The organism is Chryseobacterium sp. X308 (assembly GCF_020733145.1).
GTDB classification, from domain to species: Bacteria; Bacteroidota; Bacteroidia; order Flavobacteriales; family Weeksellaceae; genus Chryseobacterium; species Chryseobacterium cupriresistens.
The window spans coordinates 71,150-92,654 of sequence record NZ_JAJFZH010000016.1 but is presented as its reverse complement, the minus strand read 5'-3'; the positions used below and the strand labels follow the sequence as shown (position 1 = coordinate 92,654).

Below are 21,505 nucleotides of genomic sequence, written 5' to 3'. Positions count from 1 at the left end.
GAGAGAGCTTCTATGTGAAGAATAATTATTTGTAGCATTATTTATCAACCTATTTTACAGGATTGCATTTCAATATTTATTATTTTTAAGAAAAAATATTTTATGAGTCTATATACACAACCTATGCTGCGCGAAGGTGCACTAAAAGATAAAGTAGCAATTGTAACAGGAGGCGGAAGCGGTCTTGGAAAAGCGATGACTAAATACTTTCTTGAACTGGGCGCCAAAGTAGTGATCACTTCCAGAAATCTGGAGAAGCTGCAGACCACAGCTAAGGAGCTGGAAGATGAAACAGGAGGCAAGGTGCTTTGTGTAGCCTGTGATGTAAGAAACTGGGATGAGGTGGAAGCCATGAAAGAGGCAACACTGAAAGAATTCGGAAAGATTGATATTTTGTTGAATAATGCTGCCGGAAACTTCATTTCTCCAACAGAAAAACTGACTCACTCTGCTTTTGATTCCATTCTCGATATTGTTTTAAAAGGAACAAAAAACTGTACCCTTTCCGTAGGAAAACACTGGATAGATTCTAAAACTCCCGGAACAGTACTGAATATCGTAACCACTTACGCATGGACAGGTTCCGCTTATGTTGTACCGTCTGCCTGTGCAAAAGCAGGAGTGCTGGCGATGACCAGATCATTAGCGGTAGAATGGGCAAAATACGGAATCCGCTTCAATGCTATTGCACCGGGACCTTTCCCTACGAAAGGAGCCTGGGACAGACTTCTTCCCGGAGATCTTCAGGAGAAATTCGATATGAAGAAAAAAGTTCCGTTGAGAAGAGTAGGAGAACATCAGGAGCTGGCCAACCTTGCGGCTTATCTGGTTTCCGACTATTCCGCTTATATGAACGGGGAAGTGGTAACCATTGATGGTGGAGAATGGCTTCAGGGTGCCGGAGAGTTCAATATGCTTGAAGCAATTCCTAAAGAAATGTGGGATGCTTTGGAAGCAATGATTAAAGCCAAAAAATCAAATTAAATTAAACTTGTATTAAAAAAACTCCCGGATGTGTAACAAATCCGGGAGTTTTTTTTACCTATACACTAAATAATACTTTTCAAATGAATTTTAAACTTCCAACCCTTGTTTCGACGCTTGCAGTTGTCCTCTTTTCAGGTTCTGCATATGCACAGCAGACTCCGAAATACGATTATGTAGAAGCATTTAAGCCGTTCTTTTATCCGCAGACAGGCACAGCTACCCGTTCTGCAAGCGGACAGCCGGGACATGCTTACTGGCAGAATTCAGCAGATTATCATTTGAACGTCAGCCTGAATGAAGATAAAAAAGAAATTACCGGTACAGCCCAGATTACCTATACCAACAACAGTCCTGACAAATTAGGTTTTCTCTGGCTGCAGCTGGATCAGAATCTGTTTGCAAAAGATTCCAGAGGAAATGGTGTAGTGCCGCTCTCCGGGAGCAGAAACGGAGCTCATGGTGAAGAATTTAACGGTGGATATACCATTAAATCAGTCAAACTGGATGGTAAGAAAGATGTAAAATACACCGTTACCGATACAAGAATGCAGATTGATCTTCCCAAAGAGCTGAAAGCCAATGGAGGTGTGGCAAAGATAGAAATAGAATATTCTTTTATTTCTCCTGAGTATGGTTCAGACAGAATGGGCGTTCAGGATACTAAAAACGGTAAAATATTTACCATCGCACAGTGGTATCCGAGAATGTGCGTGTATGATGATGTGATGGGATGGAATACGCTTCCTTACCTTGGAGCTTCAGAGTTTTATCTGGAGTACGGGAATATTACAGCCAATATTACTGTTCCTGCCAGTCATTATGTTGTAGCATCCGGAGAACTTCTGAATGAGAAAGAAGTGTACAGCAAAGAAGAAATCAACAGATGGAATGAGGCAAGAAACAGTGATAAAACGGTAATGATCCGCCCTGAGTCTGAAATCGGTAAAAATAAAACTTCAGGAACAAAGACCTGGAAATTTAAAATTAATCAGACAAGAGATTTTGCATGGGCATCATCTGCCGGATTTATTTTAGATGCTGCAAAAATCAATTTACCCAGTGGAAAGAAATCTTTAGCTATTTCTGCTTATCCAGTAGAAAGTGCCGGTGATAAAGCCTGGGGAAGATCTACAGAATATACGAAAGCGGCCATAGAGCATTATTCGAAAAAATGGTATGAATACACCTATCCGGCTGCCACCAATGTAGCAGGAAACGAAGGTGGAATGGAATATCCGGGAATTGTTTTCTGTCATATGGATTCCAAAGGGGAAGATCTTTGGGGCGTTACAGACCACGAGTTCGGACACAACTGGTTCCCTATGATCGTAGGATCTAATGAGAGATTATTTGCATGGATGGATGAAGGATTTAATACTTTTATCAACGGACTTTCCACCGAAGCTTTCAATAAAGGAGAATATTACCGTAAACCGAATCTGGCAAGATCAGGAATGTATTTGCTGACTGACAGTCTGGAGCCTGTAATGGTAGGACCTGATAATATGAAAGAAAGAAGTATCGGAGCGTTGGCTTACTATAAACCGGGAACAGGATTAGATGTTTTAAGAGAAGCAATTCTGGGACCTGAAAAGTTTGACAAAGCATTCAGAACCTATATAGATCGCTGGGCATTCAAACATCCGACACCATGGGATTTCTTCCACACAATGGAAAATGTTTCCGGAGAAGAACTGAACTGGTTCTGGAGAGGATGGTTCTTTAATAAATGGAAAATTGATCAGGCTGTTAAAAACGTACAATATATCAACGGAGACTTTAAAAACGGCGTTCAGATTACGGTTGAAAATATTGGTCAGCTGCCAATGCCAACAACTGTACAAATCAGATTCAAAGATGGAACGGCACAGACGGTAAAAATTCCTGTTGAGGTCTGGAAAAGAAATACCGAATGGACATTTAAAGTAGATTCTAAAAAGGAAATAAACGAAGTAAAACTGGATCCGGATTCTGTAGTTCCTGATGTCAATCTGGAAAATAACAGCAAAAAGCCGGCATAGAAAAGGTGAATTTATTTAATTGGCGACTATATACAATTTTACGCCATTGTCATTGACTACGTCGAATCTTCGATTTCTGACGAAGGAAGAATCTCACATAAAACCAGGATTCTTCATTTCACTGTCTAAGCGTAAGCATATCCATGCAGCTTCATCAGCAACTTTGTTGCTTTCTCAGCTTACTTAAAAATAATAATAGTTAATATGATCTTTGCGTCTATAAAATAAATATTTGCTATATATTACAAAAGCCTGAGCTTACCACCGTAAGTTCAGGCTTTTTATTTTTTAGGGTGTTTTTCCTGAACAAGTAGAGGGGTTCTCCTGAAATGTTTTGAAGGCCGGTGATCTAATTTTGTCCCACAATATTAATCAAAAACAAAAAACATGGAAACATTAAAATCGGTGCTTGAAGCAAGCCACGCCAAAAAAACAAAAAATGAGTTAATCGACCTTTTATCGGGAGTAGAAAAAGTATTGACTCCGGCAGTCTATGAAAAAGTGTCAGGAATTGAAACTTCAGAACTGAGTTCATTGACGAATAAGGAATTGTTAGCCATTGTAGACGAGTTCAAAAAGAATTATGACGAAAAGTGGGAAAAATCTTTTTCCGGTGCCTCTTCTGAGATTATGAAACTGATTGCCGGTAGAATGGCAGCCGATGAAGAGATCTTCAGAACTTCAGATGCTGCCAATGCAGATTTTGCAGCAGAATTGGGAAGCATCGACTTTGCAACGATTATTGGCGGACCTTTGGATGCCTGCGTAAAAGCACAGTCCAATGCCTCAATTGCCACCGTTAATTTCATCAACGAAGTCGGTTTCGAGCTTACAGATCCGGCCAATGCTGCCAGTCCTAAAAAACTGAGAATGGCAGAATTCAAATACAAAAAAAATATTCCGAACCCGGATTTTAAGGAAGATGAGCCGGTAAGTGCCACCAACCCTAAAACGATTCCGAATGATGTAGAAATTTCAGTGCCTTTTATTGCGCTGTTGAATGTACCAAGCTTCAGAATTGAAACCTGTGAAGTAGACTTTAATGTGAAACTTAATTCTACATACACAAAAGACGTAAGTGATGAATTCGGGATCAATGCCGGAGTATCCGGTGGATGGGGGCCTGTGAAATTCAAAGTGGATGTCTCCTATAAGAGAACTTCCAGCACAGGAATTAAAGTGGAAAAAGAATATTCTCTTGGGGTAAAAGTGCGTGCAACCAATGACGAAATGCCTGCAGGGCTTGAAAAAGTGCTTGGACTTCTTTCACAATAATTAGATTTTACGAAAGATGATAAAACTATCAGACTACCTGGATTATCTCAACAACGAGATAATTCAGGCTCGTAAAAAAGCAGATGAGAATGCGGTTCTTATTGCCAAAGAATATGCCCGCCATGAATACCTTAAATATTTCAAGGTTCCGCGCTATGCTCTGCCTAGTGTAAAGATGGACATTCCGATTAAAATTACGGATATCGATTCCGATTCCAAATATAATTTTAAACTGAATGAAGATCAGTTGGTGACAGAAATAAATGAAAGGATCCGTCTGGTGAATAGGGAGAAGAAATTTAATATTCCCGAAATCAGCAAAAGACAGCTTCAGACTGAAGAATTCAAAACCCTGTTCAGCAAGCTGGAAAAGAATGATCAGAAATTCGGGAACCTTCCTGCCAATGAAGTGCTCAAACTGGATCTCAGAAAGAAAATGCAGCTTCTGAATTCCGGAATATTCCGACCTCAGGAAGGAATAGAAGAGGAAACTGATGAATTGAAAGAAATTTTTTCAAAGGTTCTTTTGAATAAATATACGTTGGTGAATGCAAAGCTGAACAGCATTTACATAGACCCCAATACAAGTGCGGCAGAAGATAAAGATAAATTATTCATCAACCTTCATGTGGAAATGGAGGAGGAAGGAATCAGGATTGTGTCCTACAAAGATAAAGACGGTAATGAAATAGAACAGATAACATTTGAATAATGCAGGAACTTATTCACTTTACGGTACAGAAAATCAAAGAACTGCTGGAACAGTTCAATGAAGTTCAGGCTTTATACCTGTCAAAATCATTTGACTTTGATGCCCGGTTCGATACATTTCTCAACGAGGTTCTGGAGTATTTCCGTACCAAAGGAAACACCAGCCACGAATCCGAAGTGCTGAAGGTAATGAATATGATTTCTACCGTTAAAAGAGGCTTTAATCCTATTAAAATGGAAAAAATAATGACGGGAAGAAGAGAAATGCTCGCAGGATTCTCATTTAACGGAATGGAAAGTATTTATGATATTCTGATGGAAATATATGCCAGAGAAAATAAAAAACTTGATGAGGCGGAAGAACTTATTTCAGGAATCATTGTCTCATTATATCAGAATGGTATTCTGGACGATGAAAAGCTGAAGGACATGAATTCCGTTCCTAAAATTGAACGTTTCTGGACTTCACTGGCTGAACAGAATACAGCGATATCCGGGATTAATAAGAAACTTAGACTGACCATTATTCCGGAGGATATTTTTCTTATTCTCGAAAAGATATTTCTGAAATTAATTTAAAAAAGATCATTATGGAAACCGAAAGATATATTGTTCTGTTGCAGAACCAGCAGAAAAATGCACTTAAAAAAATTGAAAAAGAGCTGGAAGTGAGTATCACCTCTTCAGAATTGCTGTCTAAAGAAAACCGTTCTTATGAAATCATTAATAAGGACAATGGCGTACTTTACAAAAATCTTGGGGTTTTGGTGGTGGAAAATATGGATGAAGATCAATTGAAAAGTGCTGTGAAAGATGAATCTAATTCTATTGTATACTACGAAAAAGAAAGAGAGTTTTTTCCTGCTGATGAATTGCAATTGATTAATGAGCTTAAAAAGCAGTCGGCCGGGCTTGCAGAAAAAATCTCAGAACTTGAAAAATATATCACGAATAAACCTTTGCCTCAAAAATCATTCATTGAAATGGAATGGGGATTAAAAGCGATCGGACTGGAAAATGCAAACTATACAGGAAAAGGAATTGATGTATGCATTCTTGATACCGGACTTGAAATTTCCCATCCGGATTTTTCCGCAGAAGTGATTGAAGGGAAATCTTTTATAGATGGTGAGGACTGGAACAGAGATCCCAACGGACATGGCACACACTGTGCAGGAGTGGCTGCAGGAAATACAAGAAGTGATAACGGAAGACGTTACGGAATAGCTAAGGATTGCAACCTGAAAATAGCAAAAGTGCTCGCAGACAATGGAAGAGGAACTACCAGCAGTGTCATTGATGCGATAGACTGGGCCATTTCGAAGAAATTCAGAATATTGTCTCTTTCACTGGCTTCTCCGGTGAAGTTTGATGATCAGCCGTCTGTTCTTTTTGAAACCATTGGAGAAAGAGCACTGGAAAACAACTGTCTTATTATCGCAGCAGCAGGAAATGACAGCAACAGGCCACAGATTCCACAGCCTGTTTCCATGCCTGCCAATTCAAAATCGATCATGGCTGTTGGAGCTATTGACGGACAAATGAAGATCGCCAGATTTTCAAACGCAGGTCTTAATCCATCTACAGGCGGAAGCATCAATGTCTGTGCTCCCGGAGTAGACATTATCAGTTCCTATCCTAAAAATGCGAAGAACAAAAATAACCTGTACTATACAATGAGTGGTACCAGTATGGCCGCACCGCATGTTTCAGGGCTTGCAGCGTTGTATATGGAACAGTTTCCCGATAAATCGGCAAAAGAGATCTGGGAACTGATTGAAAACAAAGCAAGACCTGTTGAAGGGATAAAATACAGAGATATTGGAAATGGTTTAATACAGGTATACCTATGATCACTTATCTCGCAGTTTTAAAGAAAGATATAAATTTTAAAAGGCTTGAAGCTCTTCTCAAAAGTAAAGGCATAAAACTGGCCTCTCACTATAAAACCTTGGGAATTGTAAAACTTGAAAGTCAGCTGCCGGTTTTGGAGTCCGAATTTCAGGAATATTTTATATCTGTAGAAGAAGAAAAAGATAATTTAACAATATAATCACATCAATAAAGCTTTTCTGTCGCAGAGAAGTTTTATTTTTGTCTCTTAATGATAAAATAACATATGAATTTCAGATTTTCAATGGTGTTTCTGATGTTTTTTGCATTGGGATTTTCACAAGACCTTACCGTAATGAGTTTTAATATCAGACTGAATGTAGAGTCGGATAAAGACAATGCCTGGCCAAAAAGAAAGCAGGATGTTGCCGATTTACTGACGTATTATCATCCCGATTATTTCGGAGTACAGGAAGCGCTTCCGGAACAGATGAAAGATATTAAAGCAGGATTAAAAAACTATGATTATATAGGAGTAGGAAGAGATGACGGCAAAGAGAAAGGAGAGTTTTCTGCCATCTTTTATGACACAAACAGACTTGAAGCAGTAAAATCAGGGACATTCTGGTTATCTGAAACTCCGGAAAAACCGTCAAAAGGCTGGGATGCTGCACTGAACAGGATCTGTACTTACGCCATATTTAAAGATAAAAAATCGAAGAAAGAATTCCTGGCGATGAATCTTCATTTTGATCATGTAGGAAATGTGGCAAGAGTAAAATCTTCGGAACTGATTCTGAAAAAAATCAAAGAACTGAATCCAAAAAACCTTCCGGTAACGCTGAGCGGAGATTTTAACCTGACAGATGATTCAGAACCTATTAAAATCCTTTCTCAGAATATGAAAGACAGTTTCTATCACTCGGAAACCAGGCATTATGGTCCTGTAGGAACTTTCACCGCTTTTGATGTCAATACAGTCCCGAAAGACAGAATCGATTATATTTTTACACAAGGCTTTAAGATCAGATCTCACAGACATATCAATGACAGAAGAGAAAATCTCTTGTATCCGTCAGACCATTTTCCGGTGATCGTGAATCTTTCTCTATAAAAAATCAATTGGTTGGAAAATCAATTTCAAATCCAATTCCTCTCAGGGATTGGATTTTTATTTGGGGATCATGGATGAAATATTTACGAAGCCTGCTGATAAACACATCAAGACTTCTTCCGGTAAAATAATCATTGGTTTCCCAGAGATTATCAAGAATATTATCTCTGGTGATGATCGTCCGGTTGTGTTTCAGAAGGTACAGCAGTAATTCCTGTTCCCGTATGGTCAATCGGGTATTCCCGTCAGGATGTGACAACAGAAGTTTGGTAGTATCCAGTGAAAACTCTCCTATTTTTATTTGGCTTTCCGTAACGGCGGGAAGTGTTCTTTTCAGAATATTTTTAATTCGTAAAACAAGTTCTTCAGGGTCGCAAGGCTTGGAAATATAATCGTCGGCACCTATTTTCAATCCGGTCAATCGGTCTATTTTTTGATTTTTAGCCGTTAAAAATAATAAAGGGAAATTACTTCTTTCCTTAATGATCATTTTCGCCAGAGAAAAGCCATCAACATTGGGCATCATCACATCCAGAATTCCTATCTGAAAGGGAAAATCAGCCTGAACAAATGGTACGATATCTTCCGGATTCTGAAACCAGCTGACTTCAAAATCTTCCAGTTCAAGATATTGTTTAAGAATCATTCCGAAATCCGGATCGTCTTCTACCAGAAGGATTTTAGTTTTCATAAGGAATTGATATTTTAAAAGTACTGCCTGTATGAAGCTGACTGGAAACCTCTGTTTTACCACCATAACTGGTAATAATTTTTTTCACGAAATAAAGTCCCAGTCCCAGTCCTTTGCTATTGTGAATATTGTTATTCTGTATTCTGTAGAATTTTTCAAAAATACTATTCAGTTCTTTAGCCTCCATGCCCTGACCGTTGTCGGCAACTTCAATTTCCAATTGTTGAGAATTGTTGCGGATATGTATTGTAATAACCGATGCTCCATATTTCACACTGTTTTCACAAAGGTTTTTAATGACTGTTTCCATCAGGTTTTTATCAAAAGGAAGTTTTTGTGAAACGGTGTTTTCGAGGTTAAAATCACAATTTGGGTAAGTAACGGAAAGATCATGAATAAAAAAGTTCCAGTCCTCAGGTTGTATAGCAGTCATTTCATCCGGAATTTCATCCTTATGAAGTTGAAGCATCAGACTTTCGAGCCTGGAAATCTGTCTGTCTATAAGAGGCAGCGTATCAGGATTCCATTCTTTTTTTAATGCTTTCGAAGCTATTTTTAAAGTAGCGATAGGCGTTTTAAACTCATGTGAAATGTTATCCACAATGCTGTGGAGAACTTCCACCTGCTTCTGCTGCTGGATAAGATTTCTGATCGTGAAAATATAAAGCAGAAGAACTCCCGAAAGAAGAATAATACAGCATATAATCAATAAAGTAAGCTCCTTGAAAACAATACTTTTTATATTTCTGATCTCAAAATCGGTCTGGGTTTTAACAAGAAAAGTATTCTTTTTTTCAATATGACCCCTATCCGAATCATTTCTTTTGGTACTGGAGGTTTCCCAGCTTCCGATACTCGCAATACGCGGCTTTTCGATCTTGTCTTTTGTCTCAAAAATAACAATAGGTTCGGTAATTACTTTTGAACTGTCCGGAAGATGAACAATGGAAAGATACCGTATTCTTGCAGAGATTTCGTAACCGTCTTTTTGGTAGCGGCTGTCGATATAATGAATCAGCCTTTCTCTGGCAGATTTTCTGTTTTCTATGAAATAGCGGAGAAAATCTTTTTTGTTGATCTCTTTATTATGATACTGTATAATAATTTCCTGAAGAGAATCATCATTCCTTTCTTTTATTTCCTGTATATCTTCAAGATCGTCTGTGTAATTGGTAAGCCCGTCATTCACGGATCTGTAGATGTCCCTCTCTTTTACCTGATAGGTTTTATACATAAAATAAACCTGAATTCCCAGTAAAAGCAGGAACAGAGCGGCAAAAACCGGGATGAGAATTTTACTTTTGGCTATCATTAAAACAAAGATAAAACTTTAGTCATTTTCAGGAAATGATTATTTTATTATTAACCTTCCATTAACCATAGTTTTGAATCTTCTAAAATAAAGATTTATCCTTCTGTCTGAATCTGGATGTTTTGAAACCAGAAAAGACATTAACCCATCATTAACCTTCTGTTAACCGTATTTTTTCCAGTCAATATGGAATTTTGTCCCCATAGAACAGAACAATAGTTTTTGTTTGAACGGATAAAAAATAACCATGTATAAAATTCTTTTTCTTCTGTGTTTTCCAGCCTTGATTCTTGCCCAGCAACAAAAAACTGAAGGTACAGTGATGAACACCGAAAATGAAAAACTTTCTTTCGTAAAGGTAGAAGTATATAACGCTCAGAATGCATTGATCAAAGAATTAAAAACGGATGAACACGGGAAGTTTGTACTCGAGGGCATAGAAAAACAGGATGTAAAGCTGGTAGTTAAAAATCAGGGATATTCTTTATTTGAGAAAAAATTGGATTTAAAAGAGCCTGAACCTCTGAACATTGTTCTTAAAAAAGAATCTCAGGAAATAGAAGAAGTAATCATGACGAAACGTAAGCCTTTGGTGAAAAGAAAGGTAGACCGTCTGGAATTTAATGTGGAAAACAGTAGTATTTCCTCACTCAATGCCTGGGAAATTCTAAAAAATACACCCAGTGTTACCATTAACAACAGTGTATTGAGTGTAAAGGGAAGTACCGGAATTCTGGTGACGATTAATGATAAAAAAGTAATGCTGACAGGGGATGAGCTTAAAAATCTTCTGGAAAATACACAGGGAGATGAAGTGAAATCTGTAGAAGTGATTACCAATCCGCCTGCCAAATATGAAGCTTCAGGAAGCGCAGTACTGAATATCATTCTGAAAAAGAATAAAATTGAAGGCTACCGTGGTATTCTTTCATCCAAATATGTGCAGACACAATATGCGAAAGGTGTATTTGGTCTCTCTCAATATTATAAAAAAGATAAACTTTCCATTATGGGGAGCTATTATAAAGGGCTGGGAACGTACTACCGGGAAGGAACAGATTATGTAAACTATCCGGAAAGCCAAACCCGATGGGTAAGTACGATGAACAGGAAGGATAAAAACAATAACCAGAATACCCTGAATTTTAATGTGGAATATGAACTGGACAGCCTGACCAATCTTAGCCTCAACTACTCAGGGTATTTTTCTCCGAAATCCTTCGGAACCTACAATGTTCCTACGCTGATCTATAACCAGCAGGATAGGGTAGAATCTGATTATACCACCATCAATGATCATCGCTCACGTTCCATCAATAACTCTGTAAGTTTTCAGATAGACAGGAAACTCAATAAGAAAAGCAGCCTTTCCTGGATCAATTATTTTACCGGAAATAATGCCGATAAATATCAGAATGTAATCACCTATCTGAATTTTGCAGGGCAACCTCCCAAAGAAGATAATTTCCTTACCCAGAATAAAGCGGATGTTCAGCTATATTCTACCCAATTCGATTACCAATGGAAAGGGGATAAGCTGGAACTTGAATCGGGAGCTAAGTATAGTTTTGTAAAGACCAGCAGTCAACTTGATTTCTCTGATAACGAGAACGGAACACTACAATACAGACCGGATAAAAGCAGTATTTTTGATTATAAAGAACACAATGTTGCCTTGTATTCTTCATTAACCTATAATATCGGGAAGTGGAATTTCAAGGGAGGTCTTCGTGCGGAAATGACAGATCTTGAAGGTGTGGTTTCAGAGCCTTATGAACTGAATAAAAGTAATTATTGGAAATTCTTTCCCACTTTTTATGCACAGTACACGACAGAAAATAAACAGGAATTCGGGTTCTCCTATGGGAAAAGAATCAGCAGACCGTCCTATTCATGGCTGAACCCTGCAAAATCTTACTACAATCTGTTTTCCTATTATCAGGGTGATCCCAAATTAAAAGCAACGATTACCCACAATCTCAATCTTACTTATTCATGGAAAGACTGGAATCTTGATTTGTACTATAGAAAAGAAATTTATCCGTCCATGGAAATTTCCTATCAGGAACCCAGTACGAATAGTCTGATCTATTATTTTACCAATATTGAGAAAGGAGAGGCTTTCGGATTAAGCTTTTATAAAAATTTCCAGGTAAAACCATGGTGGAATATCATCCTTTCTGAAAACCTTGAACACAATGAAAATTATTTCACAGGAGTTGATGGAATGCTGTATAAAAATAAAGTCTGGAACTGGGTTTCAAACATTTCAACAAGCTTTACGCTCGATAAAAACAGCGACTGGAAAATGGAAATGGGACACCGCTACTATTCTCCCGGCATACAGGGAACATTCAGGATATCTTCTCTATGGTCGGCTTATTTTGTAATGAACAGGAAATTCTTTAGTAAAAAACTGGAAGCCAGCCTTATTTTTAGCGATATTTTCAGATCCACAGAACAGAAGGTCAGTACAAAATATGCAAATCAGGATAATTATTTTCTTGATTATACCGATACTCAGGGAGTAACATTTTCATTGAAATTCAACTTTGGAAATCAATCAGTTAAAAATGCCAAAACAATTAAAAAAACAGCCGAACAAGATAGATTGTAGAATATTTTAATATAAAAGTTAATCACGGTAAAATATTATTGTGAAAGAATGGTCGTCTGATGGCACATTTTCGTTATTTTTGATGCCTATCTTTAAAGAGATCGCTATGAAGAAAATTTTTTCCGGAATGCTGATCGCAGTTTCTTTACTGCAGCTGTCAGCTCAGGAATTGTATATGCCGAGGAATATCAAAAAAGCGTATGAAAGAGGTACACGTGATATCTCCGGAGCACCAGGGAAAAACTACTGGCAGAATAAAGGAGTGTATAATGTAGAGGTGAAAGTAGATGCTGCTACAAAAGTGGTTTCCGGAAAAGAAACCATTATTTATACCAACAACAGTCCGGATAACCTGAATGAACTGGCTATACGATTTGTGAATAACCTTCACAAGCCACAGTCGCCAAGATCAGGATTTGTATCTAAAGATTTCCTTTCATCAGGGCTGAAAATTAAATCTTTTACGGTAAACAATGTAAAATATGAGATCGACAGTGATGACTGGAGTACTGTTGAAAAAGTAAAATTAAAATCAGCCCTGAAATCCAAATCAAAAGCTGAGGTTAAAATAGAGTGGGAATATCCATTGTCGGTTCAGAGTGGAAGAGAAGGACAGATTGATCCTGAAACATTCTATGTGGCATATTCTTTTCCAAGAATTTCTGTGTATGATGATTACAACGGATGGGATATGCTTCAGCACTCAGACAGACAGGAGTTTTATAATGATTTCAATGATTACAGTTTTGCCATCACCGCACCGAAAAATTATGTAGTCTGGGCAACCGGAGATTTTCTGAATCCGGAAGCGGTGCTTCAGCCTCAATATTTAAAAAGATATAAAGCTTCCCTGAAAAGTGATAAGCTGATGCATATTGCCACAGAACAGGAAATGAAGTCCGGTAAAGTAACCAAACAGAATAAATGGAATATCTGGAAATTTAAAGCAAGCCATATTACAGATTTCTGTTTTGCGATGAGTAACCATTATGTATGGGATGCCGCCAGCGTTCAGTTAAAAACAAAAAGAGCCAGCGTTCAGGCAGGATATAAAAACGGAGCTAAAGATTTTGAACACTATGTGGACTGGATGCGCTACAACCTGGATTGGTTCTCGAAAAACTGGCCAGGCGTAGAATATCCGTACAATGTAATGACGGCTATCCAGGGATACGCAGATATGGAATATCCTATGATGATTAATGATACCAGTATTCCTGATGATCTTAATGATGCCAGGCTTACGGCAGATCATGAAATTGCCCATACCTACTTCCCTTTTTATATGGGAATCAATGAGACCAGATATGCATTTATGGATGAAGGCTGGGCAACCACGCTGGAATACCTTATAGGGATTGATGAAAACGGAGAAGCTGCTGCCAGGGAATTTTATAAAAACTTCCGCGTTAAAAAATGGATCAATGATCCTTCTGCAGAGCAGGATCAACCGATAATTACCATGAGTACGCAGGTAAGTGGTGCCGGATATGGAAACAACTCCTATGTAAAATCTTCATTGTCTTATCTGGCGCTGAAAGATTATCTGGGAGATGAACTCTTCAAAAAAGCATTACACCATTATATGGACAACTGGAACGGGAAACATCCTGTGCCATGGGATTATTTCAATTCTATGAATGCGGGATCAGGAAAAAATCTGAACTGGTTCTTCCATAATTGGTTTTATACCAATAATTATATTGACTTAAAAGTAACAGGAGCATCCCAGATGAATGACATGCTTACCATCAACGTAGCGAATGTAGGAGGTTTTGCCATTCCGTTTGATGCCATCCTGTCTTATGATGATAGAACGACAGAAAAAATCCATTTTTCACCTTCAGTGTGGGAAAAAGACCAGAAACTGACTGACCTTGTCATTCCTATTAAGAAGAAAATAAAATCGGTACAGCTGGACGGAGATATCTTTATGGATTATACTCCGGATGACAACCGTAAAAACTTATAAAAGTAAAGCCTTCAGATTCTGGAGGCTTTCTTGTTTTAAAAATAGGCTGTCAATCGTAACCCTAGCGTGACATAATTGATTTTTTCTTTAGCAATCAGGTTGTTCAGTTCCTGATCCAGTTCAGCACTTTCCTTAATTTCATCGCTGAAGTAATAACGGATGGTGGAGTTGATCTGATTGTAATCCGTATAGAAGGTAAGACCTAATCCCGGATTAAACTTGTAAGTCATAGAAGCACCTGTATTCCAGCGGAAAGCTGGTTTGGGTTTATATCTGGCTATTTGAAGCTCATGGTTGGGAGCATCGATATCCTCTCCCTTTACAAATACTTTTCCAGTGGCAGTAGCGGCATATCCTCCGGTAATCTTTAAAGTAAGCTGCCATTTATCTGATAATTCATGGGAAAAATAAGGCCCAATACCTGCAGAAAGGAATCCCATGGATTGTGTTTTGATTTCATGATCACCAAAATCCTGCCCGTCATCCAATGTTATTCTTTGAGATTTAATAGGGAAGCTGCTGAAAGATACATCGGCACCCACACCCCATTTTTTTGAAAAGAAATAAGCGCCTTCCAGTCCACCCTCAAAACCGATTTGTTTTTTATCGTCCAGTTCAGATTCCCTCAGGAAGTTAGTGGTGCCAAACGCAGTTCCCATCTTTAAAGAAAGAAAGGATGGATAATCGTTACCCTGTATTCTGGATAAGATACTTAAATTATCACCCTTGTTTTTATAAATTTTGTCAATAAAAAAATACCCCAGTTCTGTTGATATAATTCCGATACCTGCGCCGGCGAGAATATCCGGAACCCAGTGTCTGTTATTTAAATTTCGTCCAAGTCCTGTAAGAGTAGCAGAACCATATCCGGCAATACTGTAAGCCGGATTCACCAAACCATATTCTTTGTGTAGAAATGTGGCATTGGTAAAAGCCATTGCGGCATGTCCTGATGGGAAAGAATTGTTTTTGGAGCCATCGGGACGTTCCACTTTTGCTGTATATTTAATAGAATTAACTAAAATAGCCATGATGGCTAAGCTGGTGCCATAGGATAAAGTAGCCCGTCCTATATTGTTACGCCCTTTTACACCTGCCAGTTTTAATCCATAGACTGCAGCAGCAGGAGCGTATTGCAGATAATCATCATATTTTACTTTGAAGTTGGGAAGGTACCGGTTTCTTACCTCGCGAATATTCTCTTTTTCTCCCCATGTTGCTGCGGCTGCCGTAAAAAGTAGAGCTGGAGCCACCGATTTTTTTACCCATTCTTTTTGGAAAAAAGGAGTTTTCTCCTGAATTGTATACCCTGAATTGATGAGAGCCAGATCTTCCTTGAGATTTCGGGATGGGATAGTATCCTGTGCTTTAATACAGTATAATTGCAATAGTATTCCTGATGCTAATGCTATTTTTTTCATCGTAGTGGTGTTGAATTTAAATCGCGTAAAAATATTAAAAAAATCTATCCCAAAAATTGAGATAGACTATTTTAATATTTTTATAATATTTTTAAGTAATCCGGATGATTATCTTAATCCTGCTCTTGGTCCCGATGCTGATACTACAGCCTGCATTCTTGTTTTTTGGTTGGCAGAGAACATAAACATAGATTTGTCATCTACATAATCCATATAATTCATAAACATCTGAGAACGGCTTACACCTCCGCAAATTCTGTTTAGAGGGTAGGTGGGATTTCCATAATTAGGGCCGGGAGATGTAGGAGTATCATTAGAGTAATCTGTCTGGCAGCCTGTGTCTGATGATCCCCAAAGGTGCGGAAGGTTCAGGTAATGTCCTACTTCATGGGTTACTGTTCTTCCTAAATTAAACGGAGCTGAAGCACCTGTTTTTCCTATATACTGATAGCCTATTACAAGACCGTCATACCATTGTCCTGCATGTTCAGGGTAATAAGCGTAGCCCAGAGTTCCAGGTTGGTTGTTTTCATCAAGAATTGAATTTACAACCCAGATATTCAGGTTTTTATTGACATCAGTTGCATCAATTCCTCCGGTGCTGGCTTTTTTCATTTGTTCAAGATCAGATCTCCAGCCTGTTTTTGAACTCTGTTTACGGTTGGTTGCAACTAATTTGAAACGGATTTTTACATCACCTGCTGCGGCAGGCTGAAATGCAGAAGGAATTTTCGTAACATCAGAATTGGTGCCTCCGTAATCGGCATTAAGAACAGCAATTTGTTCTGCAATTCTTGTGTCAGAAACATTTTGAGTGGAAGTGTTATAGATGACATTAAAAACTACCGGGATCTCAACAGTTCCGTCTGCAAGTACTTTTCCCACTTTAAGGTTTTCTGCAAATTTTTCAGTACCGGATTCAATATCTGCTATTTTTTGTTGTAGCGCTGGATTTTTCAAAAGCATTGCTTGTCTGATTTCTTCCGAAGGGCAGCTTCTTTTAAGAGCACCTGGAACAGAATTTTCCTGATCCGCAGATGTTTCATTTTGATTGGTTAAACTGTCGGTGTTACATGCCGACATAAAGCCCAGGACCAGGGCTCCCATTAAGAATTTTTTCATATCGTTATAATATAATTTGGTTGAGGTGTGAAATTATAGTATTTGTGATTAATATGCAAATTATTTATTGGAAAAGGCAGTAATTTTTTAAATTATATAGTGTTTAGTTGAGTTAAATGTAATTAAAGTGGCGTTTAATTGAATTTTAGTTAAAAATAATTATTTGATTTATATTTAACAATTGAGCGGATTTTAAGTGTGAATAATTTTACGATTCTATTGCTTTTTATAGGATATTTTTATGTAAGCAAAGTTTTGTTGAAAACCGAAATGGGATTTAATTTCAGGAGATAGATATAATAAAAAAATCTATCTCAATTTGAGATAGATCTTAAGTTTGTCAATATTTAGATTTTAATATACTCTCAATCCGGATCTTGCACCAGAAGAAGCTACTACAGACTGCATTCTTGTTTTTTGTCCTGCAGAGAACATAAACATTGCTGCATCATCTACATAATCCATATAATTCATAAACATTACAGATCTCTGTACACCGCTGCAAGTATTATATAGCGGGTATGAAGGTTTTCCGTAATTTGCTGTAGTTTGTGTAGGAGTGTCACTTACCTGGTCATTTCCGCAATTAGCATCTCCCCAGATGTGTCTTAAGTTTAAGTAGTGTCCTACTTCATGTGTTGCTGTTCTTCCCAGGTTGAAAGGTGAAGAAGCTCCTGTTTTTCCAAAATACGGAGCAGCAATTACAACACCGTCATTCCATAAACCTGCAGATTCAGGGAAAGTTGCATATCCAAGAATGGTACGTCCCTGGCTGGTCATTTTACCTACAACCCATAAATTTAAATAATTGGTAGGATTAGTAGCATCAATTCCTCCTTTTGATGCTTTTTTCATATCATCATTGGTGGCCCATCCGGTTTTTGTGGTAGATTTTCTAACAGTATTGACCAGTCTGAATTTTACTTTTGTGTCACCGGAGCTTACAGCCTGGAATTCAGTTGGAATTTTGCTGGCATCAGTGTTGGTTCCGGAATAATCAGCATTCAATACTGCAATTTGTTCAGCAATTCTTGCATCAGAAACGTTTTCAGCTGTAGTTCTGTATATCACATTCACTACAACCGGGATTTCTACAGTACCATCAGCTAAAACTTTTCCAAATTTTACATCATTGGCGAACTTTTCTGTATTGGTTTCTAATGCTGCAAATCTTTGTTGGAGTTCAGGACTTCTTTTCAATGCTTCCTGTCTGATTTCCTCAGACGCACAGCCCCTTTGAGCAAAACCTGCAGTTGCTACTGCTTCGTCAGTTGTGTTTTCATTTTGATTAGTAACGCTGTCAGTATTACATGCAGACATTACAGTGAGCATAAAAGCTCCAAATAATAGTTTTTTCATATCAAAATCATTTAGGTTGAGGATGTGAAATTATATTATTTGAAATTAATATGCAAATAATTTTGTAATTTAATTGATATATTGTTAATAATTAGTCTTTTTGTTTAATTAAATCCTATTGTTATTTCGAATGTATTGAATTTTAATCAATTTCGATAAATCTACTGGTTCGTTTTTAGTTTTTGATTATTTTATGTGTATACTTTTCGTTTATATTTATTTTTTAAAAGAATTTTTTCACTATAAAAACTTAATTAGCAAAACCATTTTTAATGGCAAAAACGGCTAGACCTACGCGGGTTTTAAGATCCAGTTTTTCACATAGCTGATCGCGATAGCTTTCTACTGTTCTCGGACTGCAGCACATTCTGTCGGCAATTTCCTTATAACTGAGTTCGGTTACAGTGTATTTCAGAAACTCTTTTTCTCTGTCGGAAATTTTTATCGCAATCTCAGATTCAGTCTCTTTGTTCAGGTTGGAAAATATGATTTTGGAAGCCCAGTCCGGATAAAAGAAGCCATCACTATTAAGTCGGGTAAGTGCGGTTTCCAGATCTCTTGGATGGGTGTTTTTCAAAAGATAACCTTTTGCTCCGCTTTTGATCATCTTGATTACGCTGTTGTCGTCTCCCTGCATACTGAGAGCCATAATTTTAACATCGGGATGGTTTTTTGTAAGCCAGACTGCCGTTTCAAAACCGTCCATAATAGGCATACTGATATCTAAAAGAATAATATCAGGAATGGCATTGCCTTCTTCAAATTTTTGGATAAGGTCTTTCCCGTTCTCACTTACATAGATGACTTCAAATTCACTGAAGTTACCTATAATTCCTTCCAGGGCTTTTGCAATAAGTATATGGTCGTCAACAATTACGATAGATTTTTTCATGACTGCTTTTTTAAGATAATATTGATTTGGGTTCCTGCATTTTCCCGGCTTTCCATACGAAAACTTGCTCCTATGATTTCCGCTCTGTTTTTCATATTCGTAAGGCCTATTCCGTTGGATTTGATCCGTGAAGTATCGAACCCTATTCCATCATCACGAATATCAAGTTCCCAAAGGATGTCTTCGGAAGTATTCAGGCTGATAAAAATATTTTTACAGCGGGAATGTTTTATACTGTTCTGAATAAACTCCTGGGTAATCCTCAGAAGGACATTTTTATGAACAAAGCCCAGGTCCAGTTGTTTAAAATTATGCTCAAAACTTACATGGCACTTTTTAAAGGAATTGGTATTGTCCACTTCTTCCTGTATCAAAGTTACAATTTCCTTCTGGTTGATATTGTCATCTGTAAGCGTTTTTGACAAGCTTCTGAGATCCTGCAAAGATTGGTTGATGATTTGTGAAACCTGATCAATTCTTTCACTTGCTTCGGATACCTTATTTTCATAAAGCATCTGCTGCACATAGAGGCTTACCAGGGTAAGTTTCTGGCCAATATTGTCATGCAGTTCTCTTCCGATCTGCTGCATGGTGGCCTGCTGAATTTCCAGTTGGGTAGAAAGAAGCTCTCTCTGATGAAGTTCATTTTTTCTTTCAATTTCATTCAAATACTCTTTTTTTCGTTGCCTGTAATTCCGGATATAGATAAATACGGCAATTACAAACATCAAAAAAAAGATGTTGAACGAAATGATGGTTATTAAGAGCTCTGTTTTCCCCATATAAATGAACTTGCAAATAAAATATACATAACCGCCCCTGAAACCTGAAAATATATAAAATAAATATCCCAGATATCTATATATTTCCACAGAAGAGAGTTGAACGTCATAAATGGCATGTTAGCAATATAAAAAAGTGTTACTCCCAAATTAATATAAAACATTTTGTTTTTGCTGAAATTAAGAATATCAGACGAATTAACCTGTTTATAGTACTCCATAATAACCAGAGCCATCAAGAGTAGACACCCTATATTATAATTGAATGAAAAGATAACTTTCTTTTCCGGAAAAAAGAGTGCCCTGATAATATATGTTAAAAGATATGCTCCCGTTAAGATATAGAATAGTTTTGTTTTCTTTAAAGACTCTTTTGCGTACAGCCAATAAAAAAATATAAACTGCAGTGGAATCACAAAGTAGTTGTGAAAATTTATCCTGTCTATTTTAAGAGGTTTTTCTCCCCATTTTACAGCTGACTCACACAGGAAAATAAGAATCAGATAAATTGCCAGATATTTCCAATGTTGTTTTTTTACACGATTATAATAAATCAGGGAGATTATAGCAGCAAAGGCTTCTCCCCAATACATAAATGATGAAAAAATTTTTTGAATCTCAGTCATACTGTATTTAAGACTATGAATAGTAATTAATAAGATGTACCCATCGGAGGTGATGGCGGAATAAGTGTTCCACTATTTTCTCCAAGACCGGTATCACTATCTTCTCCCATACCTTTAGCAGATTTATTGGCTAACGCTAAGGATTTTCCTTCAGCACTCTGAAAAGGATTGAAATCATAATCAATAAGCTCTCCGGTTTCATTGGCTTTTTTTAATGTTGGGATCATCACCAGCGTGTGTCTTCCTGCATATTCTGTCGGAACAGGGTGTGAATCCATGATAGACCAGTTTTCCTGTTTCGGATACGTAGCATAATAAAATCTGATCCCTAAGTCTTCTGAAGATGCAGCTGGGTTCACTTTGGCAGCTTCTTCTTCGATCTTTGCAATAAAACTTTTTAGTTTAGGAAGATCAAACCAGATGGAATGAGCATCTTGTATTCCTAAAGCGGTATTAATAGCAGTGAGATGATTTTGACGGTAATTGTCAATCAGAGCCTGGATAAGACTGTTTGACATGATTCCAGGTTCCAGTGGATTGTTTGATTCTGTATTCATAGCTTAGTGGTTTGCGGATAAAACTTAATTAATATGCAAATTTCGGAAAAATAATGGTAGAAAATGTATCTGTTAATAGGGAATTACACTGTTATTTTTACCGTGATTTTACGGATTGTATATTTTATAAAGAATAAGTTGGAATTTGGAGAAAATCTTTCAATCTGAATTCTTTGAAAGGCATACGGGGGGCAAAAAACAAAAGGTCGCCTT

General features: G+C 37.5%; 18 protein-coding genes. 10 read left to right on the top strand and 8 right to left on the bottom strand.

Annotated features, from left to right (window positions below; translation table 11 throughout):
• The first annotated feature begins 102 nt into the window (after positions 1–102).
• From LIV57_RS16640 to LIV57_RS16605, 8 genes are all read left to right on the top strand, one after another.
• Positions 103–984 (top strand): SDR family oxidoreductase, encoded by an 882-nt coding sequence (locus LIV57_RS16640; protein WP_227943512.1) that lies wholly within the window; start codon positions 103–105, stop codon positions 982–984.
• Positions 985–1,067: 83 nt separating this feature from the next.
• Complete coding sequence (locus LIV57_RS16635) at positions 1,068–3,008, top strand: M1 family metallopeptidase (protein WP_227943511.1); 1,941 nt, start codon at positions 1,068–1,070, stop codon at positions 3,006–3,008.
• A gap of 387 nt (positions 3,009–3,395) precedes the next feature.
• Positions 3,396–4,283: a DUF2589 domain-containing protein gene (locus tag LIV57_RS16630; protein WP_227943510.1), complete on the top strand. Its 888-nt coding sequence runs from the start codon at positions 3,396–3,398 to the stop codon at positions 4,281–4,283.
• Between the two features lie 16 nt (positions 4,284–4,299).
• Positions 4,300–4,995, top strand: coding sequence for a hypothetical protein (locus tag LIV57_RS16625; RefSeq protein WP_227943509.1), 696 nt, complete (start codon positions 4,300–4,302; stop codon positions 4,993–4,995).
• Positions 4,995–5,573, top strand: coding sequence for a hypothetical protein (locus LIV57_RS16620; protein WP_227943508.1), 579 nt, complete (start codon positions 4,995–4,997; stop codon positions 5,571–5,573). Before LIV57_RS16625 ends, LIV57_RS16620 begins: the two co-directional genes overlap by 1 nt.
• Before the next feature lie 11 nt (positions 5,574–5,584).
• The gene (locus LIV57_RS16615) at positions 5,585–6,847 is read left to right on the top strand and encodes a S8 family peptidase (protein WP_227943507.1); all 1,263 of its coding nucleotides are present in this window, start codon (positions 5,585–5,587) and stop codon (positions 6,845–6,847) included.
• Complete coding sequence (locus LIV57_RS16610) at positions 6,844–7,047, top strand: hypothetical protein (protein ID WP_202840449.1); 204 nt, start codon at positions 6,844–6,846, stop codon at positions 7,045–7,047. The genes LIV57_RS16615 and LIV57_RS16610 overlap by 4 nt, the downstream gene beginning before the upstream one ends.
• Positions 7,048–7,113: 66 nt before the next feature.
• A complete protein-coding gene (locus tag LIV57_RS16605; protein ID WP_227943506.1) occupies positions 7,114–7,941 on the top strand; it encodes an endonuclease/exonuclease/phosphatase family protein in 828 nt (275 codons plus the stop codon).
• A gap of 4 nt (positions 7,942–7,945) precedes the next feature.
• Here LIV57_RS16605 and LIV57_RS16600 read toward each other — a convergent pair whose 3' ends face one another.
• Both LIV57_RS16600 and LIV57_RS16595 read right to left on the bottom strand, forming a co-directional pair.
• Positions 7,946–8,632 carry a response regulator transcription factor gene (locus LIV57_RS16600; protein ID WP_227943505.1) on the bottom strand — a complete coding sequence of 229 codons (687 nt, stop codon included), beginning with the start codon at positions 8,630–8,632 and terminating at the stop codon, positions 7,946–7,948.
• A complete protein-coding gene (locus LIV57_RS16595; protein WP_227943504.1) occupies positions 8,622–9,944 on the bottom strand; it encodes a sensor histidine kinase in 1,323 nt (440 codons plus the stop codon). Before LIV57_RS16595 ends, LIV57_RS16600 begins: the two co-directional genes overlap by 11 nt.
• Positions 9,945–10,191: 247 nt before the next feature.
• Here LIV57_RS16595 and LIV57_RS16590 point away from each other — a divergent pair, with 247 nt between their 5' ends.
• A complete protein-coding gene (locus LIV57_RS16590; protein WP_227943503.1) occupies positions 10,192–12,561 on the top strand; it encodes an outer membrane beta-barrel family protein in 2,370 nt (789 codons plus the stop codon).
• 106 nt (positions 12,562–12,667) lie between these two features.
• A complete protein-coding gene (locus tag LIV57_RS16585; RefSeq protein WP_227943502.1) occupies positions 12,668–14,533 on the top strand; it encodes a M1 family metallopeptidase in 1,866 nt (621 codons plus the stop codon).
• A gap of 35 nt (positions 14,534–14,568) precedes the next feature.
• Here the strand turns inward: LIV57_RS16585 and LIV57_RS16580 are convergent, their stop codons facing one another.
• The 6 genes from LIV57_RS16580 to LIV57_RS16555 all read right to left on the bottom strand — a co-directional run bounded on the left by LIV57_RS16580 (position 14,569) and on the right by LIV57_RS16555 (position 21,292).
• Positions 14,569–15,954 (bottom strand): phosphatase PAP2 family protein, encoded by a 1,386-nt coding sequence (locus LIV57_RS16580; RefSeq protein ID WP_227943501.1) that lies wholly within the window; start codon positions 15,952–15,954, stop codon positions 14,569–14,571.
• Positions 15,955–16,062: 108 nt separating this feature from the next.
• Positions 16,063–17,076 (bottom strand): zinc metalloprotease, encoded by a 1,014-nt coding sequence (locus LIV57_RS16575; protein ID WP_227943500.1) that lies wholly within the window; start codon positions 17,074–17,076, stop codon positions 16,063–16,065.
• 354 nt (positions 17,077–17,430) lie between these two features.
• Entirely contained in the window at positions 17,431–18,435 is a 1,005-nt protein-coding gene (locus tag LIV57_RS16570) for a zinc metalloprotease (protein WP_110010662.1), read from the bottom strand.
• Positions 18,436–18,685: 250 nt separating this feature from the next.
• Complete coding sequence (locus LIV57_RS16565) at positions 18,686–19,327, bottom strand: response regulator transcription factor (RefSeq protein WP_227943499.1); 642 nt, start codon at positions 19,325–19,327, stop codon at positions 18,686–18,688.
• Entirely contained in the window at positions 19,324–19,995 is a 672-nt protein-coding gene (locus tag LIV57_RS16560; RefSeq protein ID WP_227943498.1) for a sensor histidine kinase, read from the bottom strand. Before LIV57_RS16560 ends, LIV57_RS16565 begins: the two co-directional genes overlap by 4 nt.
• Before the next feature lie 766 nt (positions 19,996–20,761).
• Positions 20,762–21,292 carry a hypothetical protein gene (locus LIV57_RS16555; RefSeq protein WP_227943497.1) on the bottom strand — a complete coding sequence of 177 codons (531 nt, stop codon included), beginning with the start codon at positions 21,290–21,292 and terminating at the stop codon, positions 20,762–20,764.
• Positions 21,293–21,505: the final 213 nt, after the last annotated feature.

Bases quoted from the DNA above. Each gene is read 5' to 3' on its own strand.
- LIV57_RS16635 (WP_227943511.1), top strand. From the start codon at position 1,068: ATGAATTTTAAACTTCCAACCCTTGTTTCGACGCTTGCAGTTGTCCTC.
- LIV57_RS16620 (WP_227943508.1), top strand. From the start codon at position 4,995: ATGCAGGAACTTATTCACTTTACGGTACAGAAAATCAAAGAACTGCTG.
- LIV57_RS16605 (WP_227943506.1), top strand. From the start codon at position 7,114: ATGAATTTCAGATTTTCAATGGTGTTTCTGATGTTTTTTGCATTGGGA.
- LIV57_RS16600 (WP_227943505.1), bottom strand. From the start codon at position 8,632: ATGAAAACTAAAATCCTTCTGGTAGAAGACGATCCGGATTTCGGAATG.
- LIV57_RS16580 (WP_227943501.1), bottom strand. From the start codon at position 15,954: ATGAAAAAAATAGCATTAGCATCAGGAATACTATTGCAATTATACTGT.
- LIV57_RS16570 (WP_110010662.1), bottom strand. From the start codon at position 18,435: ATGAAAAAACTATTATTTGGAGCTTTTATGCTCACTGTAATGTCTGCA.
- LIV57_RS16610 (WP_202840449.1), top strand. From the start codon at position 6,844: ATGATCACTTATCTCGCAGTTTTAAAGAAAGATATAAATTTTAAAAGG.
- LIV57_RS16555 (WP_227943497.1), bottom strand. From the start codon at position 21,292: ATGAATACAGAATCAAACAATCCACTGGAACCTGGAATCATGTCAAAC.
- LIV57_RS16585 (WP_227943502.1), top strand. From the start codon at position 12,668: ATGAAGAAAATTTTTTCCGGAATGCTGATCGCAGTTTCTTTACTGCAG.
- LIV57_RS16630 (WP_227943510.1), top strand. From the start codon at position 3,396: ATGGAAACATTAAAATCGGTGCTTGAAGCAAGCCACGCCAAAAAAACA.
- LIV57_RS16595 (WP_227943504.1), bottom strand. From the start codon at position 9,944: ATGATAGCCAAAAGTAAAATTCTCATCCCGGTTTTTGCCGCTCTGTTC.
- LIV57_RS16640 (WP_227943512.1), top strand. From the start codon at position 103: ATGAGTCTATATACACAACCTATGCTGCGCGAAGGTGCACTAAAAGAT.
- LIV57_RS16625 (WP_227943509.1), top strand. From the start codon at position 4,300: ATGATAAAACTATCAGACTACCTGGATTATCTCAACAACGAGATAATT.
- LIV57_RS16565 (WP_227943499.1), bottom strand. From the start codon at position 19,327: ATGAAAAAATCTATCGTAATTGTTGACGACCATATACTTATTGCAAAA.
- LIV57_RS16615 (WP_227943507.1), top strand. From the start codon at position 5,585: ATGGAAACCGAAAGATATATTGTTCTGTTGCAGAACCAGCAGAAAAAT.
- LIV57_RS16575 (WP_227943500.1), bottom strand. From the start codon at position 17,076: ATGAAAAAATTCTTAATGGGAGCCCTGGTCCTGGGCTTTATGTCGGCA.
- LIV57_RS16590 (WP_227943503.1), top strand. From the start codon at position 10,192: ATGTATAAAATTCTTTTTCTTCTGTGTTTTCCAGCCTTGATTCTTGCC.